This is a genomic window from Ectothiorhodospira mobilis (genome assembly GCF_900114895.1).
Lineage (GTDB): Bacteria > Pseudomonadota > Gammaproteobacteria > Ectothiorhodospirales > Ectothiorhodospiraceae > Ectothiorhodospira > Ectothiorhodospira mobilis_A.
Window position 1 is genome coordinate 307,817 of the sequence record NZ_FOUO01000002.1, and the last position, 16,484, is coordinate 324,300.

Consider the following 16,484-nt stretch of genomic DNA (forward strand, 5'->3'; position numbering starts at 1 on the left):
GTGTGCTGAAAATCGTGGTGTAGTATAATTTCGCCCCTTTCGCGAGACTTGGAGACACCCCATGGAGCTTTCCCCCCTCACCGCCATCGCGCCGGTGGATGGCCGCTATGGCGACAAGACCGAGATGCTGCGCCCCATCTTCAGCGAATTCGGTCTCATCCGCCACCGCGTCCGGGTGGAAGTGGAATGGCTCCGGGCCCTGAGCGCCCACCCGGGGATCCCGGAGGTCCCTGCGTTCGGGGAGCACGCCGACAACATCCTCGCCGGCCTCGTGGAGAACTTCTCCGAGGCGGATGCCCAGCGGGTGAAGAACATCGAGCGCACCACCAATCACGACGTGAAGGCGGTGGAGTACTTCCTCAAGGAGAAGATCCGGGGCAACGCGGAACTGGAAGCGGTGAGCGAGTTCATCCACTTCGCCTGCACCTCCGAGGACATCAACAACCTGGCCTACGCCCTCATGCTCAAGGAGGCCCGGGGCCAGGCCATCCTGCCGCTGATGGACGAACTCATCCATGCCCTGCGGGATCTGGCCCACCGCCACGCCCACCAGCCCATGCTCTCGCGCACCCATGGCCAGCCCGCCTCCCCCACCACCCTGGGCAAGGAACTGGCCAATGTCGTGCACCGCCTCAAGGCCCAGCGCAACCAGGTGGCCGATGTCCGCATCCGGGGCAAGATGAACGGGGCCGTGGGCAACTACAACGCCCACCTGAGCGCGTATCCGGAGGTGGACTGGGAGGCCCTGAGCCGCGGCTTCATCGAGGGGCTGGGGCTGGAGATGAACCCCTATACCATCCAGATCGAACCCCACGACTACATGGCGGAACTCTTCCACGCCATGGAACGCTTCAACACCGTGCTCACGGACTTCGCCCGGGACGTGTGGGGCTATATCGCACTGGGCTACTTCAAGCAGCGGGTGGTGGCCGGGGAGGTGGGTTCCTCCACCATGCCCCACAAGGTCAATCCCATCGATTTCGAGAACGCCGAGGGCAACCTGGGGCTGGCCAATGCCGTCTTCGGCCATCTGGCAGGCAAGCTGCCCATCTCCCGCTGGCAGCGGGACCTGACCGACTCCACGGTGCTGCGCAACATCGGCCTGGGGTTCGCCTGGTCGGTCATCGCCTACCAGGCGACGGCCAAGGGGCTCACCAAGCTGGAGGCCGATCCCGCACGTCTGGACGCAGATCTGGAGGCCAATTGGGAGGTGCTGGCCGAGCCCATCCAGACGGTGATGCGCCGTCATGGGGTGGAGAAGCCCTACGAAAAGCTCAAGGAACTCACCCGCGGGCAACGGGTGGACGGACCCCGCCTGCGGGCCTTCATCGACACCCTGGAGATCCCGGAGGAGGACAAGGCCCGCCTGAAGGCCCTCACCCCCGGCAACTACACCGGCAATGCCGGGGCACAGGCCGAACGCATCTGATGCATTCCCGGATGGGTCCCTTCGGGACACCCATCCGGGGCCATGGCACCTCAGGGGAAGGGAGACCCGGCAGGCCCGCTCACCCCCCTCGGACCTGTTCCGCCGCCTCCCGGATGACCTCGGCCCCGGCCCCCGGGCGATGGGCATGCTCGCTGAGATGCCGCCGCCAGGCCCGGGCCCCGGGAACCCCCTGGAACAGCCCCAGGATATGACGGGTCATGGTCTGCAGGGGGACCCCCTCCGCCAGCCGGGCCTCCACATAGGGCAGAAACCGCTCCACCACCTGATGCCGTGTGGGCACCGGCCCGACATCCCCGTACAGGGCCGCGTCCACCCCGGCCAGCAGGTAGGGGTTGTGATAGGCCTCCCGCCCCACCATCACCCCATCCACATGGGCCAATTGCCCCTGCATCTGCTCCAGGGTGGACAACCCGCCGTTGATCACCACCGTCAGCTGCGGGAAGGCTTCCTTGAGCCGGTGCACCCGCTCGTAGCACAGGGGGGGGATCTCCCGGTTCTGTTTCGGGCTCAGCCCCTGCAGCCAGGCCTTGCGGGCATGCACGATGAACAGGTCGCAACCAGCGGCGGCCACCCGATCCACGAAACGGAACAGATGGGCCTCGCTGTCCAGATCATCGATGCCGATGCGGCATTTCACCGTTACGGGGAGATCCACCACCGCCTTCATGGCCCGCACCCCCTCGGCCACGAGATCCGGCTCGGCCATGAGGCAGGCCCCGAAGCGACCGGAATGGACCCGGTCTGAAGGACAGCCCACATTCAGATTCACCTCATCATAGCCCCAGGCCGCCCCCATGGAGGCGGCACGGGCCAGGGCATCGGGATCGGACCCGCCGAGCTGCAGGGCCACCGGGTGCTCGGCGGGATCGAAACGCAGATGCCGGTCCGCGTCCCCGTGCAGCAGCGCACCGGTCGTGACCATCTCCGTATAGAGGAAGGTCCGGCGGGTGATCAGGCGCAGGAAGTACCGGAAATGGCGGTCCGTCCAGTCCAGCATGGGGGCCAGACAACAGCGGTGGGACCCTGAAACCACGGAGGAATGCGGGCTAGCAGTTGATTGGGCGGGGGTCTTCGTGGTCACGTTTTAGATCGTATTTTGTGGGACGTTTCCAGGTTCACAACAGCACCTGCATGATCCCCAACAGAACGAACCATATAATCAGAATCCCACCCAGCTTGATGGTGAGCTCCTTGGAGAGCAATTCCACATCCTTCTTGGTGGCTATCTTCTCACGCATTCTGTCCATCTTCCGCTGACTGGCCATTTCCTGAAGCATTCTTTCCAGATCCTTTCGGGTGGCCATGTCCCGAATATCGTCCTTGGTGACGAGCCGGTTTTCCAGGAGCTCCAGCAGGGCCTGGGTCTGGGCCTCTGCCTGGGCCTCCGTGAAACCGGCGGCGATCAGACGCTTGATATGGGAATGGGTATCGAATGCCAGCATGGTCATGCCCGAGCCTCCTGCCCTTTCATCAGGTGCGCAAACCGTCACTGGTTTGCCTCGTCGGCCCCGCCGGGCGCGACCACACGATGGCGGGTCGACGTGCCTGGCGGTCTCTGTACACAATCATTACTCTAGCGCCAAAATCCTTCGCCGTGCAGACCCCCTATGGATTTCCCCCTCTCCCTGCTGCAGTGGCTCCTGGCCAGCGCCGTGATCCTGGTGGGAGCCATCCTCCAGGGCGCCATCGGCTATGGCGTGGCCCTGCTGGGCGCGCCCCTGCTCTATCTGATCCATCCGCTGCTGGTGCCCGCCCCCATGATCATCATCGGCATGAGCCTGCCGCTGCTGATCCTGCTGCGGGAGTGGCGGGCGGTACAGCCCGCTGATGTGGCCTGGGCCCTGCCCGGTAGCCTCGCGGGGACGGCCCTGGCGGCGCTGGTGCTGGGGGTGGTGGACCAGGACCTTTTGGGGGGATTGCTGGGGGCGCTGGTGCTGCTGGCCGTCGCCCTGAGTCTGGTGCGGCGGGTTCCGGACCCTGGCCCGGCCATCCTGCTCCCGGCAGCGGGGCTTTCCGGCTTCATGGCCACCATCACCTCCATCGGAGGGCCGCCCCTGGCCCTGGCCTTCCAGAACGTCTCGGGGCCGCGCCTGCGCGGGACCCTGTCGGCCATCTTCGTGCCCGCCGGCATCCTTTCTCTATCCACCCTGGCCTGGCTGGACCGCTTCGGTCCCGTGGAGGTCCTGCTGGGACTCTCCCTGCTGCCGGCCATCCTCCTGGGTTTCTGGATCTCGGGCCAGGTGGCGCACCGGCTGGACCGGCGCTGGTTGCGGCCCGTGGTCCTCGCCTTCTCCGCCCTGGCGGGCGCGGCGGCCATGGTACAGGCCCTCCCGGTCTGATCTCCGGGCGCGGTACACTGTGATCATGTATCCCTTCCCCGATGCGCAAGCTGACTGCAGCCTCGCGAGCGGATGGGCCTTTGAGGCGGGCCCCGCACAGCCATCACGGTGTCTGCACCTGCGGCGGCCCCTGGATGGGCCATACCTTGTTGAGCGGTCGTTCTGATGGCCCGGATCACCGTCGCCGGGGCCAGTGGTTTCATCGGCACGGCCCTGTGCCATGAACTGGCCGGGGAACATCAGGTCACCGCCCTCACCCGCTCCCGGGCCCGCGCCGCGACGCCGGACCCGGATCCCCGCATCACCTGGCGGCACTGCGATCTGTTCTCCCAGTCCGACGTGAACCGGGCCCTGGAAGGGTGCGAGCGGGCCATCTACCTGATCCATTCCCTGGCCCCCTCCTCCCGGCTCACTCAGGCCACCCCCCGGGACATGGACCTGATCCTGGCGGACAACTTTGCCCGCGCCGCCGCCGCCAATGGCGTGCAGCAGATCATCTTCGTCAGTGGCCTTATCCCGGAGAGCTTTCGCATCTCCCGCCTGCTATGGAGCCGCCGGGAGGTGGAGATGGCCCTGGGGGCCCACGGGGTACCGGTCACCGTACTGCGGGCGGGGCTGGTGGTGGGCCCTGGGGGCTCGGCCACCCGGCTCATGGTGGAACTGGTGCGGCGCATGGGGGTGCTGATCCTGCCCCCCACGGCCCGGTCGGTGACCCGCCCCATCGCCCTGCGGGATCTCACCCGGGCCATTGGCTATTGCCTGGACCACCCCGGCCCATGCCAAGGCCCCCTGGATATCGGCGGACCGGAATGGCTGAGCTATGAGACCATGCTGCGCCGCACCGCCCGGGTGCTGGGTCTGCGGCGCCTGGTGATCCCCCTGCCCTGGATGCCGGAACGCATCGCCGCCCTGGGGGTGCGCTGGATCACCGGCGCCCCGGCGGAACTGGTGGGCCCCATCATGGCCAGCCTGCCCCGGGATACCCGCATCCGCAGCAACCCGGTGCAGGCCCACATCGACCCGGACGCCATCCCCTTTCACCGGGCCCTGGAAGAAGCAGTGGATCCGGAGCGCAAACGCCTGCGGCCCAGCCCGAGACAACCCATCCGCCGGGAAGTGGCCGCGGAACTGCGTCAGGCCAGCCTGGTGCGCTCCATCCAGCGCATCCTCCAGCCCCCGGGCCAGGATGCCGCCTGGGTGGCGGGCAACTACTTCCGCTGGCTGGGGAGCTGCTGCTGGCCCATGGTGCGCACCCGGATCCAGGAAGACGGCCGGATCCACGTGGACCTGGTCTGGCCGGGATTGCGCCTGCTCACCCTGCACCACGCCCCGCAGGCATCCGGCCCCGAAAGGCAGGTGTACTACATCACGGGGGGGATCCTGGCCCGGCCCAGTCCGGGCCAGGCCCGTTTCGAGTTCCAGTCGGTGCTGGGGGGGCGCTACACCCTGGCCGCCATCCATGACTACGCCCCCGCCCTGCCCTGGTCCATCTACCGCTGGACCCAGGCAGTGGTACACCTGCTGGTGATGCGGCGCTACCAGCACAAACTGGCGCGCCTGGCGCGGTAAAAATAGGGGCTTACACAGGTGTTGTAGTACACTCCACCCATGCGGTTATCCCCCGAGCAACAGGCAGCCATCCGCCGCATCGTGGCCGATGTGGCAGGTTCCGATGCGCAGGTACGGCTGTTCGGTTCCCGCCTGGACGACAGCGCCCGGGGTGGCGATGTGGACCTCTTCGTGACCCTCGAGCGACCGGTGGAACAACCCGCCCTGGTGTCCGCTCAACTTTCCGCCCGGATCAGCCGGCACCTGCAGGGGCGCCGCGTGGACGTCATCCTGAGCGCCCCCAATCTACGCACCCTGCCCATCCACGACGTGGCCCGGCGGGAAGGTGTGCTGCTGTGAAGGTCCTGCCGCCCGAAAAGCACCGCCGTTTACGCTTTCTGGCCGAGTTGGCCCGCAAAGAGGCCAGGCAGTTGATGCTGACGGACCAACGCCTGTTTGCCCAAGCCTTCACGGAGGAACGGGCGCGTTCCCTGGAAAGGGATATCGATCTTGCCGAACGAGCGGATGCCTTCGTGGCACGTTTCGGACGTCTGCAGGACACCCTGGGAGACAAGTTGCTGCCCATCCATCTGGAGGCACTGGGAGAGAGGACGGGAGCTGCAATCGACAATCTGGACACGGCGGAACGCCTGGGGATCCTCCCTTCTGCCGAAGATTGGCTGACGATGCGCAAACTACGCAATCAAATGATCCACGAGTACATCGATGACCCGCGTATCCTGGCCAATGCTCTACAGAATGGACATGCCTACGTACCCACTCTGATCGAGGTCACCGAGGCGGTGATGAACGATCTGAGGCAGCGGGGATGGTGGTAAGCAACCGGCTTCAACCCCGCCCGCGATCCACCTGCTGGTAGGCCCGGGCACCGCTGGCCTTGCGGCGGATCTGGCGCAACTCTTCCCCCAGCCGATCGCGGGCATCCTCCAGAAGGGGCTGAAGGGCACGGTCCAGTTCCCGAATCCGCGTCAGGCGCCGGGCCAGGGCTTCGGCCTCCGGGCTGTGCGGATCCAGCCCGGCCGCATCGATCACTTTCGCAAGATCGGCATGCCTTGTTTCACTGGCGAGCAGCGGCTCCCAGTCTCCCTGCCGGGCCCATTCCAGACGCCGCAGGGCCAGCCGCTCCAGATCCGCGGCCGCTGCCAACATGCGCTCCACTTGTGCCCGGGGAAAGGGCATGGCAGCGGATCTTATTCCGGCTGTTGGGATGGGGTGGCTGGGGTTTCCTTCCCGGGCTTGCGGGCCTCGGGGGGGATGGCCTGCCATCCATCCCGGATCTCCGCGAGGAGCCGGCTCACCTCGTCCAGGATCTCCACGTCGTCCCGCGCATTGGCGGTCACCAGTCGGCGCTGCATGTAGTCGTACAGTTCGTCCAGGTTTCGGGCGATCTCGCCGCCCCGCTCCAGGTCCAGACCGCCACGCAGACCACCGATGATATCCAGGGCCTTGCCGATGAGCTTGACCTTGGCGGGCCGGTCGCCTCGCAGGACGGCGCCGCGGGCCTGGGCCAGTCGGTCGATGCCGCCATTGAGCAGCATCTCGATCAGGCGGTGGGGGTCGGCGAACGCCGCCCCGGCGGCGCCCACCTGCTGGTACTGATTGATGCCTTTGTGCATGGCGGCGTAACTCATGTGCTGTTGCTCCAAGATGGATCGTACCCGTGACTCAAGGTATCGGCCAAGGCGGCGGGGGCTTGAGCGCCTCGGCCCCGTCCTCTCCATGCGGGTACCCCATCAACTGGGATTCCGGACGTGTTCCACCCACCCATCCGGCGCCCACCCCATACCGGCCCGGATCTGAATCCCGGGGGCTTGGGTCCGTACCCAGGACACATAGGCACCCGCCGCGCGCCAGGGATTTTTACTACTTGCCGCTGTTGAGGGCCGCCAGTTGGTTGTCCAGAAACTCACTGGTCTTGTTCAGGGAGGCCACCTGCGCATCCATGGCGGAGAACTGGGCGATCATGCGGCTCTCATAGCGATCCATGCGGCGGTTCAGATCCTCCCATTCCTCATCGATCCCCTCGAGCCGGTCTTGCAGGCTCTGGTTCCTGATGTTGAGGATACTGTCCCACCCGGTGTACTGCTTCACCACCGAATCCATCCGGGCACCCACACCGGTATCGGCACGGGTAAAGAGCTCTTCCACCGCCTCGGGATCCGTGGCCAGGGCCTCGTTCAGCTTCTGCTCATCCAGCTCCAGGGTGCCGTCCCGGCGGGTGGTGATCCCCAGGTCCGCCAGGGCGCGGATCCCGCCATCCATGCCCTCCACGGCCTCCCCCAGGGTCCGGGCCAGGTCCGTCTGCACACCGCGCAGGGTGGCATCGCCGTTCAGCAGCCCAGACTCCCCCGTTTCCGGATCATAGGCCCCCAGTTCATTGATGGTGGCACGCAGGCTGTTATAGGCCTCCACGAACCCCTGGATGGCCTCCTTTGCCACCCCGTACTTCTCGCTCACCGAGACCCGGGTGGTACCCACATCGGTCAGTTCCAGACGGACCCCATCGATGGCATCCGCCACCTGGTTGGTGGAGCGGGTAATCTGCAGACCATCCACGAACAGTACCGCATCCTGGGAGGCCCGCAACTGGGTAAACCCCCCGCTGGTACCGTTGCCATCCATGGAGGCGGCGTCGAAGGCCAGCTCATTGAGCAGGGCCGCGGGATCCGCATTGCTCACCCCGATGCCGGAGATGGCATTCTCCTCTCCGGTCCCGGTAGTAGTAAGGACCATGCGGTAGCCGCTGCCATCGTCCACCACCTCGGCCCGGGCCTTGTCCGATTCCGCATTGATCATGGCCCGCAGGTCCTGGAGCGTGTCCGCCTCCTCCGTCAGGGTGAAGGTCTCGGTGCTGCCGTCGGCATAGGTGAGGGTCACATCCCCTGCGCCCAGGGAGGTGGTCCCGGGGGAGAAATCGGCGCCGAAGAGATCCTCATTGGTGGTCAGCCGCTGGGACTGGGCCAGTTGGTCCACCCGCACCTCATAGTTCCCCACCGGTGCGTTGGACTGTGCATCCGCGGAGAGGACCCCCTCGTCGGAGACCTTGGACTCGATCCCCCGGAAACTCCAGCTGTACTTGAGATCGGCCACCACCGAACCGAACTGGCTGAGCCCTTCCTTAAGACGCCCCAGCCCGGAGATCTGGGTCTCGATATCCTGCTGACGGCTGGTGAGCCGCTTCTCCCAGGGCTCCCGCTCGGCAGCCACCAACTGGTCTACCAGTCCCCGCACATCGATCCCGGAGCCCACACCCAACGAACTGATCGTCGACATCATCTTCCTCCCGGGCCCTGAGGGCCCCGCCCCCATGGAGGGCCATAGCGATTCATTTCCGTCATATGTTTTCGCGAAGGTCCTGAAACGCCCTGCGGGACGCGCCCTTTTCGCAAAGGCATGCCCCGTAGAACGCTTCCGGCTGCTGGCGAAGATCTCCGCATCGGGGCCACCGCCTGCAGACAGGATATCTTATGCAAGATACAGGCCAAATCAGGCCTTGTCCTGTACCAGCAACCCACGCAACTCGTCCATGTAGGCCGCCACCTCCAGGATCTCTTCCGGCGGAAGCTGACGGATGAGCTCCTCGCTGCGGGCATCGAAGACCTTGACCACCGTCCTTCCGGTATCCTCATCCACCGTAAACTGCAGATCCCTTTGCACCACCTGGACAAAGTCGTTGATCCGCTGGACCGCATCCCCCACCTGTTCGGAGAATCCGCGGGACGAGGATGGATCCCCCCGGGCAGGATCCACTCCGGCCTGAGAACGCCCCGTAGCCGGCAGGGATTTGCCTTCTGAAGGCGCAAGGACCGGCAGCGTCTCACCGCCCGCAGCCGGTAATGCGGAGGGAGCCGCATTTGAGGTCTGGACAGGCTGCAAGGGCAAGGCATGAATTCGTGTATCCATCTGCATTCTCCTCTTCCCCGATGGCGGGAAGAACGACAGCCCGGGAAGCCTTCGCCCCCCGGGCCGCCGCGTTCACATCACCCCCGGCGGGTTACTGGAGCAGGGCCAGCACATTATTGGGGGCCTGGTTGGCCTGCGCCAGGACCGAGGTGCCGGCCTGCTGCAGGATCTGGGCCCGGGTCAGGGCCGCGGTCTCGGCGGCGAAGTCCGCATCCTGGATGCGGGATCTCGAGGCCGCAAGATTTTCGGAGCTGACCTCCAGGTTGTTCACCGTGGACTCGAACCGGTTCTGCACCGCACCCAGGTCGGCGCGCATCGAGTTCACCTGGTCCAGGACATAGTCCACAGTCACGATGGCCTTGTTGGCGTTGTCCACTGTATCGACGGCAACGTCGTTAAGTGTGGTTGTGGTAACACCCCCCAAATCCACATCAGCTTCAGTGTTTCCGCCAACATCGATACCTTTGATTGTAAGAGTCCCTCCTGCGTTTTCATCATCCAGGGCAGCGGAAAAGACCAAATTTTCACCATCTGCGCTGAGATTGGCCTTAACCCCTGTATCAGCCGATTTAGCGTTGATGGCGGAGACGATATCATCCATGGAAGAAGCTGTGCCCGAAATTGCAACACTCGATCCGCCGTAAACAACAGTCATACCATAACTGGCAGTTCCACTAGCGAAGATGTCATCAACAGAGATATCAGCCCCCCCGCCAGTTTTAAATCCATCTGTAGATTTGATCAAAGCACCCAGCTCACTACCCCGGGAGTCCATACCATCCACCTTGATGGTCTGACCGGCGTTGGCTCCCACCTGGAAGATCAGGTCCTCCACGGAGCCATCCAGGACGTTGGCACTGTTGAACTGGGTGGACGAGGCGATGCGGTTGATCTCGGCGATGGACTGCTTCACCTCGTTGTTCAGGGCCTCGCGGTCGGAGGCGGAGTTGGTGGCGTTGGCGGATTGCACGGCCAGTTCGCGGATGCGTTGGGTGATGTTGCCGATCTCGCTCAGGGCCCCTTCCGCGGTCTGGGCGAAGGAGATCCCGTCGTTGGCGTTACGGATCGCCTGGTTCTGGCCGTTGATCTGGGCGGTAAAACGCTCGGAGATGGCCAGACCGGCGGCATCGTCCTTGGCGCTGTTGATGCGAAGCCCCGAGGACAGACGCTCCAGGGAGGTCTGCAGCTGGGACTGGCTGGCGTTGAGATTGCGCTGCGCGGTGAGCGAGGCGATGTTGGTGTTGATGACCTGTGCCATGATCGTTCTCCTTGCCGGATGCGGGTCCCGGGCAGGGACCCTTGGGTTGCCGTTTTCGTGGGGGATGGATCCCCCTGCAAACCCCTTATCGGCGCCCCACCGGCAAGCTTTAGCCGCTTTGCGGAAAATTTGCGGCCCCGGATTGCCGGCCTTGCGGCCAAACCCGGGAAACCGGGCCACCGGATGCCGCCTATCGGCAAGAATAGGCCAGCCGGCAGCCCCTCACCACCTCGGAGCTGCCCCGTCCCCGCAAGCGACCGATGGAAGGGGCCACCCAGGGGATCGATGGCATACACACCCTATATAGATGTGTATCTCCCCTCCATTCCACCGCATCCCCCCCGGGACCCCGGGATCCGCCTGACGGCATCGGTATGCCGGTCACCGGCAAACCCGGGCCGCGCCCACCCTCCCCACTTCCCGCTCCAACCCCCTTCCCAATCCTGCTGGCGTTGGGGTCGCCCCCCCCTGAATCCTCGTGAGTCTTTGGTTTTATTGAATATTTACACCCTAAAGAAATGGATCAAAGGGGATGGCATGTGGATTGCTAGGGTAGGGGTACGCGCACGTGCCGCCCTGATGGGTAAGCACCCCAGGGCAGACGCGCAACCCATAACCGCCGCCCAAACATGCACTAGGGAGAACATCGATCATGTCCCAGGTCATCAATACCAACATCGCATCCCTCAATGCCCAGCGGAATCTCAACAGCAGCCAGGCCGATCTGCAGACGGCCCTGCAACGCCTCTCCTCGGGGCTTCGCATCAACAGCGCCAAGGACGATGCCGCCGGTCTGGCCATCTCCGAACGCTTCACCACCCAGATCCGGGGCCAGGAGCAGGCCATCCGCAACGCCGGGGACGGGATCAGTTACGCCCAGACCGCAGAGGGGGCCCTGGGTGAGGTGGGCAACCTGTTGCAGCGCATCCGCGAGCTGGCCGTACAGTCCGCCAACGCCACCAACTCCAATACGGACCGGGAGGCCCTGAATAAGGAGGTGCAACAGGCCATCTCCGAGATCAACCGCATCGCCTCCAATACCCAGTTCAACGACGACAACATCCTGGATGGCTCCGTGGAGGACCTGATCTTCCAGGTGGGGGCCAACGCCGGCCAGACCATCGTGGTGGGGGGCGTGGATGCCCGGGGCAGTGAGTTGGGGGCGTTGCTCACGTCAACCACCGATCTTGCGAGTACAACACCTGGTACTGGTGGCTTCACCGTGGGAGGGAAGACCGGCCTGAGCCTTGAAGAGGCCTTCGCTGAGGGCACCACTGCAGGCCTCGACTTGACTATCAATGGAGCAACTACTGTCACTGTGTCCGCTACAGTCTCGTCCATGGATGATGTCGTTTCCGCCATTAACGCGAAAACAGGTGATACAGGTATCAAGGCCAACCTTTCTGCAGATGGTAATGATCTGGTCTTTTCAAGCACCTTGGAGAATGATGGTGAGGGGTTTAATGTGGGTGTGACCTTGACTATTGGTGGTTCTACAGTGGGTACGGGGGGCACGATCGGGCTGGATGGCGAATCCATCTCCCTCAACGACCTGGCCGTGGACACGGTGGCCAACGCCAACGACACCATGGTGACCGTGGACTACGCCTTGCAGCAGATCAACGGCTTCCGGGCGGAGCTGGGGGCCATCCAGAACCGGTTCGAGTCCAACATCTCGAACCTGGAGGTGGGGGTGGAAAACCTCTCGGCCTCCCGATCCCGCATCCTGGACGCGGATTTCGCCGCCGAGACCGCGGCCCTGACCCGAGCCCAGATCCTGCAACAGGCGGGGACCTCGGTCCTGGCCCAGGCCAACCAGACCCCCAACAACGTCCTCTCCCTGCTGCAGTAAGCGGCTGCGCATCCCTGGGGCGGCCATCCTTGCCGGGCGGGTCTCCACCCGCCCGGCCTTCTGGCCCAGTCAGGACCCACACCCCACCACTTGCCGGTCGCGTAGACCCGTATACCCGCCCATGGGGTAACATGGCACTACCGACCAGCCTTCGGGAAATGCCATCTGATGAAATCCCTCGAACGGTTCAAAAAGACCCTAACGGAGATCCAACAGGCCCTGGAGCAAGGCCAGTTGGAGCGCGCCGAATCCCATTGCCGGCAGGGCCTGAAACGCCATCCGCGCCACCCCCTGATCCTCTCCAGCCTGGCCCGGGTAAAAGTGGCCCAGGACCAGCCGGAGGAGGCGCGCAAGTGTTCCGACCGGGCGCTGGAGAATGGCGGACTGAAATACCCCTCCGTGGTACATCATCACCTGGAACTCCTGGAGAAGGAGAAGGACTTCGAAGGGATGCTGGACGTGGCCCGGCGCTCCCTTCCAGTCAGCCGGGAGCCCATCAAGAGCAAGCGCATCCTGGCCCGGACCCTGATCAAGGCCAACCGCCGCCGGGAGGCCCTGGCCCTGTTCGAAGAGATCCTCAAGGAGGCCCCGGAGGCCGGTGCGCTCAATGATTGCTGCAACTGTCTCTATGACCTGGGCCAACACGAAGCCGGATTCGTGCAGAACAAGCTGGCGGCCACCCTGGAGCCCGATGCCCTGTGGATCCGCTCCAACCTGATCCTGCTGGGGCACTATCTGCCCGGAATGACCAAGGAGGACTTCATCGGTCTGCACAAGGACTGGTTCGACACCTGTGCCCGCCTGCATGGGGAGATCCGCCAACTGGAAAGACGCCCGCTGGAAGGGCGCAAGCTCAGGATCGGCTTCATCTCCAACGGGTTCTGGTCCCATCCCGCCGGATGGCTCAGCTACGGGGCCATTGCCATGCTGGCCCACTACTTCCCCTGTGAGATCCTGCTCTACAGCACCCATCCGCCCAAGCCCAAGGATGGCGTCGCGCAACGGTTCGGGGAGCTTCCGGTCACCCACACCGCCCTGCATGGATGGAGCTTCAATGCCAAGCTGCAGAAGCTTTTGGAGGATGAATTGGACATCCTGGTGGAGATGTCCGGCCACAGCGAACACTCCGCCCTGCCCCTGGTCGCCGCCCGCGTGGCCCCCGTGCAGGTGAAGTGGATCGGGGGACTGAGCGATACCTCGGCCGCGCCCAACATGGACTACCTGCTCACCGACTGGATCGAAACCCCGGCGGGTTCCGAGGATACCTATACGGAGAACCTGATCCGCCTACCCGGGGGATACGTCAGTTATGCCCCCCCCGCCTACATGCCGGAAGTGAACCCACTTCCGGCCCGGGAGAACGGATACATCACCTTCGGATGTTTCAATAACCTGCACAAGATCAACCCCCAGATCATCGGCCTGTGGGCCCGGATCCTGGAGGCCCTGCCCGAAAGCCGCCTCATGCTCAAGGACCGGCGCTTCGAAGATCCGGACGTGACCGCCTGGGTGCAACAGGCCTTCCAGGCAGAAGGGATCCCGGCGGAACGCTTGATCCTGGAAAAGGCCTCCCCCCACGCAGAACTGCTCAGAACCTACAACCGCATCGACATCGCCCTGGACCCCTGGCCGTATACCGGCGGCCTGACCACCATCGAGGCCCTGTTCATGGGCGTACCAGTGGTCACCTGCCCCGGCCCCAGCTTCGCCGGACGCCACGCCGCGAGTCATCTCACCAACGCCGGTCTCCCGGAATGGGTCGCCCAGGATTTCGATGACTACAAACGCATCGCCCTGGATTGGGCCAACCGCCTGGATGATTTGGCCGAACTGCGTCGCAACCTGCGCAGCCAGTTCCAGAAATCCCCCCTGAGCGGCCACGTCCAATTCGCCGCCAACCTCCTTCACGCATTCGAATTGATGTACCAGCAATGGGCCCAAGGCAAACCTGCTGCGCCCATTGAATTCAATGGTCCCGTACCGATCCCGGAATCGGTGCTGGCAAATATCCCGGAAACAATCGATCCGCTGAAAAGAAACAAAAGCAGAGAATCCTTTAACCAAGAACAAAACAGGGTCGACAACCAGGATTCAACCGGGGATGAAACCATAAGCAACGCCATCGATCAGATCCTGGATGGTCTGAGTAAAGGATAGCCATCATGATTCCTATTATCAAAAAAACACCGGAAGACGCGCAAGAAGACGAATACACCCCCGCCACAAAACCGAAATCTGATATAAAAAATACCGAAAGCGAATTCCTTAATTTGTTGCGGACCGCAACAAAAAAAGATCTGGATGTTTTATCGCGACTACTCATGCCACATATTGCCCGGCATGAATTGACACAGCCCAGGATATGGGGAGATCCAGGGCGGGTACACCTAGATCAATGCAATATTTCCATCAATGACCTCCTTATTAACACGCGGTCCGGACATGTCACAATTAAACAGGACTGCTTTTTTGGGCATCGGTGCATGCTGCTTACCGGAACTCATGACTACATGTCAAAAGGGATGGAGCGTTTGAAAGCAGTCCCTTCATCCGGAAGGGATATTATAGTCGAACGTGGTGTCTGGATGGGCTCTGGGGTAATGGTTTTGGGCCCTGCCGTGATCGGTCAAGATGCTGTCATCGCCGCCGGCAGCCTCGTCATTGGAGATGTTCCACCTTCTACCTTGGTAGCTGGGCGCCCTGCCAAACCAATAAAGAGTTTTGAGTGAAATGAAAACACAAAAAAACATCATCTTCACGGTTACACATGGACGTACCGGGACAACATTACTGACTGAGATATTTAAGCTATGCAAAGACACAAGGGCTGAGCATGAGCCGGAACCAAACTATGCAAGCATCCTGCCAAAAGTTAAACAAAATCCAAGATATGCTATTTCCTTTTTAGAAAAGAAAATCAATAGCATCAACTCTTGCAATGAGAAAAATTACATTGAAACAAGCAATGTTTTTGGGAAGGGATTCCTAATACCACTGATAAGAATGGGGGTTTGGCCAAAACTCATACTGCTCAATAGGGATTTCCGGCAAACCGCAAATAGTCTCTTCCAAAGGGGAAGCATACCCATGCGCACGACGCGTGGGCAGCATTTTTCATCAGACCCTTCCTTCCCTGGAAGTCTTGATATTTTTCAACCAAAGACCCTTTCAGATTACCAGCTCTGCTTCTGGGGGGTATTGGATGCTTATTCCCGACAAATCAGAGCAGCAGAAATATACAAAAGCAAGAAAAAAGATGATAGCTACCACTGGATTAGCATGGATGAATTGAACGACTTCGATAAGATTAATAAATTAGTTTCCTTACTTGGCCTGAGATTCGGTGACGAAGAAAAAACTAAAGAAAAATTCAAGAATATAACATCTCAGCACCACAACCCAAACCCCAGCTCAAAAAAAGCGACAAAAATAGATTTCTTACAAGAAGAAATAGAAGTCCTTGATAGGGCTGCTTACTACGATCCGATTTTTGTAGAAATGGTACTGAAATCAATATTCATAAACGAAAAAGTCAAAGAATTTTTCAAGCCTGACACATAAAGAAGGCTGGCACACCCATCCCTGCAGTGCCATAACCCCCCCATGACCTCCGTCATCGAGCTCTACGAGCAGATCAGCAGCGCCCCGGACGAGAAGACCCGGGCGCAACTGCTCATTGAAGCTCTGAGGCACATCGAACGCCGTCTACCCGCCGTCCACAACCTGGACACTCACGCCGCGCTGCGTGCCCCCACTGTCAGACTAGTTGTCGCCTCTGTATTGTATCCTCTTAAGTTCAGAGGGGGAGGCAGCCGCACCGAGCCATCTGTGGCATACTATGTTGCGCGATCTATGGCATTCAGAGAGGGACCGTCATGACTCTCACTGAGAGCGATATCCAGTACATCAAGGATCATTTGGGCCAGTGGCTGGCAGATCAGAGCCTGGGCCAGCCACCCGCCGTTTACGAGATCGAACTGCGCGAACGAATGGTGCGAGTGGAGGAGGAGCTCAAGCACCCCCCCTGTCAGGATAAGTGTCGTCTGGTTTGATAGAGTATTTAAAACACCCAGGGGGCGAGAGAGGAGCGCCCAAGATGCCACGATATCCTGA

Annotated in this window: 17 protein-coding genes; 9 read left to right on the plus strand and 8 right to left on the minus strand. The window is 62.2% G+C overall.

All coding sequences use genetic code 11. From position 1 onward, the window contains the following. The first annotated feature begins 61 nt into the window (after positions 1-61). Positions 62-1,429 carry an adenylosuccinate lyase gene (gene purB, locus BM214_RS02780; RefSeq protein ID WP_090483665.1) on the plus strand — a complete coding sequence of 456 codons (1,368 nt, stop codon included), beginning with the start codon at positions 62-64 and terminating at the stop codon, positions 1,427-1,429. Between the two features lie 79 nt (positions 1,430-1,508). Here purB and dusA read toward each other — a convergent pair whose 3' ends face one another. Both dusA and BM214_RS02790 read right to left on the minus strand, forming a co-directional pair. Then, entirely contained in the window at positions 1,509-2,483 is a 975-nt protein-coding gene (gene dusA / locus BM214_RS02785; protein ID WP_280521874.1) for a tRNA dihydrouridine(20/20a) synthase DusA, read from the minus strand. An 82-nt stretch (positions 2,484-2,565) separates the two neighbouring features. Next, positions 2,566-2,898 (minus strand): CCDC90 family protein, encoded by a 333-nt coding sequence (locus BM214_RS02790; protein ID WP_090483667.1) that lies wholly within the window; start codon positions 2,896-2,898, stop codon positions 2,566-2,568. Between the two features lie 159 nt (positions 2,899-3,057). Between BM214_RS02790 and BM214_RS02795 the strand changes: the two genes are divergently transcribed. From BM214_RS02795 to BM214_RS02810, 4 genes are all read left to right on the plus strand, one after another. Further along, positions 3,058-3,789, plus strand: coding sequence for a sulfite exporter TauE/SafE family protein (locus BM214_RS02795; protein ID WP_090483668.1), 732 nt, complete (start codon positions 3,058-3,060; stop codon positions 3,787-3,789). Positions 3,790-3,954: 165 nt separating this feature from the next. After that, positions 3,955-5,358 (plus strand): NAD(P)H-binding protein, encoded by a 1,404-nt coding sequence (locus tag BM214_RS02800; RefSeq protein ID WP_090483669.1) that lies wholly within the window; start codon positions 3,955-3,957, stop codon positions 5,356-5,358. A gap of 39 nt (positions 5,359-5,397) precedes the next feature. Further along, a complete protein-coding gene (locus tag BM214_RS02805; RefSeq protein ID WP_090483670.1) occupies positions 5,398-5,697 on the plus strand; it encodes a nucleotidyltransferase domain-containing protein in 300 nt (99 codons plus the stop codon). Continuing rightward, on the plus strand, positions 5,694-6,176 hold the full coding sequence (locus BM214_RS02810; RefSeq protein WP_244887819.1) for a ribonuclease HepT family protein: 483 nt from the start codon (positions 5,694-5,696) through the stop codon (positions 6,174-6,176). Before BM214_RS02805 ends, BM214_RS02810 begins: the two co-directional genes overlap by 4 nt. 10 nt (positions 6,177-6,186) lie before the next feature. On the opposite strand, the gene BM214_RS02815 is transcribed toward BM214_RS02810, so the two are convergent. From BM214_RS02815 to BM214_RS02835, 5 genes are all read right to left on the minus strand, one after another. After that, positions 6,187-6,507, minus strand: a complete 321-nt coding sequence (locus BM214_RS02815) for a flagellar protein FliT (RefSeq protein ID WP_177217562.1) — start codon at positions 6,505-6,507, stop codon at positions 6,187-6,189. Between the two features lie 41 nt (positions 6,508-6,548). Then, entirely contained in the window at positions 6,549-6,989 is a 441-nt protein-coding gene (gene fliS / locus BM214_RS02820) for a flagellar export chaperone FliS (protein ID WP_090483672.1), read from the minus strand. A gap of 232 nt (positions 6,990-7,221) precedes the next feature. Continuing rightward, positions 7,222-8,631 carry a flagellar filament capping protein FliD gene (gene fliD / locus BM214_RS02825; RefSeq protein WP_177217563.1) on the minus strand — a complete coding sequence of 470 codons (1,410 nt, stop codon included), beginning with the start codon at positions 8,629-8,631 and terminating at the stop codon, positions 7,222-7,224. A gap of 213 nt (positions 8,632-8,844) precedes the next feature. Beyond that, positions 8,845-9,267: a flagellar protein FlaG gene (locus BM214_RS12935; protein ID WP_090483674.1), complete on the minus strand. Its 423-nt coding sequence runs from the start codon at positions 9,265-9,267 to the stop codon at positions 8,845-8,847. A gap of 85 nt (positions 9,268-9,352) precedes the next feature. Then, the gene (locus BM214_RS02835; protein WP_090483675.1) at positions 9,353-10,519 is read right to left on the minus strand and encodes a flagellin; all 1,167 of its coding nucleotides are present in this window, start codon (positions 10,517-10,519) and stop codon (positions 9,353-9,355) included. A 652-nt stretch (positions 10,520-11,171) separates the two neighbouring features. Here BM214_RS02835 and BM214_RS02840 point away from each other — a divergent pair. The 4 genes from BM214_RS02840 (at position 11,172) to BM214_RS12365 (ending at position 15,932) form a co-directional block, all read left to right on the plus strand. Further along, positions 11,172-12,371, plus strand: a complete 1,200-nt coding sequence (locus BM214_RS02840; RefSeq protein WP_090483676.1) for a flagellin — start codon at positions 11,172-11,174, stop codon at positions 12,369-12,371. Positions 12,372-12,539: 168 nt separating this feature from the next. After that, positions 12,540-14,528, plus strand: a complete 1,989-nt coding sequence (locus tag BM214_RS02845) for an O-linked N-acetylglucosamine transferase, SPINDLY family protein (protein ID WP_090483677.1) — start codon at positions 12,540-12,542, stop codon at positions 14,526-14,528. 5 nt (positions 14,529-14,533) lie between these two features. Further along, the gene (locus tag BM214_RS02850) at positions 14,534-15,100 is read left to right on the plus strand and encodes an acyltransferase (RefSeq protein WP_090483678.1); all 567 of its coding nucleotides are present in this window, start codon (positions 14,534-14,536) and stop codon (positions 15,098-15,100) included. 1 nt (position 15,101) lies between these two features. Further along, positions 15,102-15,932 carry a hypothetical protein gene (locus tag BM214_RS12365; RefSeq protein WP_143096336.1) on the plus strand — a complete coding sequence of 277 codons (831 nt, stop codon included), beginning with the start codon at positions 15,102-15,104 and terminating at the stop codon, positions 15,930-15,932. Between the two features lie 275 nt (positions 15,933-16,207). Here BM214_RS12365 and BM214_RS12560 read toward each other — a convergent pair. Further along, the coding region (locus BM214_RS12560; RefSeq protein ID WP_218149029.1) for a hypothetical protein at positions 16,208-16,484 on the minus strand (277 nt) is incomplete at its 5' end.

Excerpts from the sequence above, each read along its gene's own strand:
- BM214_RS02815 (WP_177217562.1), bottom strand. The coding sequence starts at position 6,507 with ATGTTGGCAGCGGCCGCGGATCTGGAGCGGCTGGCCCTGCGGCGTCTG.
- BM214_RS02790 (WP_090483667.1), bottom strand. The coding sequence starts at position 2,898 with ATGACCATGCTGGCATTCGATACCCATTCCCATATCAAGCGTCTGATC.
- BM214_RS02840 (WP_090483676.1), top strand. The coding sequence starts at position 11,172 with ATGTCCCAGGTCATCAATACCAACATCGCATCCCTCAATGCCCAGCGG.
- BM214_RS02795 (WP_090483668.1), top strand. The coding sequence starts at position 3,058 with ATGGATTTCCCCCTCTCCCTGCTGCAGTGGCTCCTGGCCAGCGCCGTG.
- BM214_RS02805 (WP_090483670.1), top strand. The coding sequence starts at position 5,398 with ATGCGGTTATCCCCCGAGCAACAGGCAGCCATCCGCCGCATCGTGGCC.
- purB (WP_090483665.1), top strand. The coding sequence starts at position 62 with ATGGAGCTTTCCCCCCTCACCGCCATCGCGCCGGTGGATGGCCGCTAT.
- BM214_RS02850 (WP_090483678.1), top strand. The coding sequence starts at position 14,534 with ATGATTCCTATTATCAAAAAAACACCGGAAGACGCGCAAGAAGACGAA.
- fliS (WP_090483672.1), bottom strand. The coding sequence starts at position 6,989 with ATGAGTTACGCCGCCATGCACAAAGGCATCAATCAGTACCAGCAGGTG.
- BM214_RS02800 (WP_090483669.1), top strand. The coding sequence starts at position 3,955 with ATGGCCCGGATCACCGTCGCCGGGGCCAGTGGTTTCATCGGCACGGCC.
- BM214_RS02835 (WP_090483675.1), bottom strand. The coding sequence starts at position 10,519 with ATGGCACAGGTCATCAACACCAACATCGCCTCGCTCACCGCGCAGCGC.
- fliD (WP_177217563.1), bottom strand. The coding sequence starts at position 8,631 with ATGTCGACGATCAGTTCGTTGGGTGTGGGCTCCGGGATCGATGTGCGG.
- BM214_RS02845 (WP_090483677.1), top strand. The coding sequence starts at position 12,540 with ATGAAATCCCTCGAACGGTTCAAAAAGACCCTAACGGAGATCCAACAG.
- BM214_RS12935 (WP_090483674.1), bottom strand. The coding sequence starts at position 9,267 with ATGCAGATGGATACACGAATTCATGCCTTGCCCTTGCAGCCTGTCCAG.
- BM214_RS12365 (WP_143096336.1), top strand. The coding sequence starts at position 15,102 with ATGAAAACACAAAAAAACATCATCTTCACGGTTACACATGGACGTACC.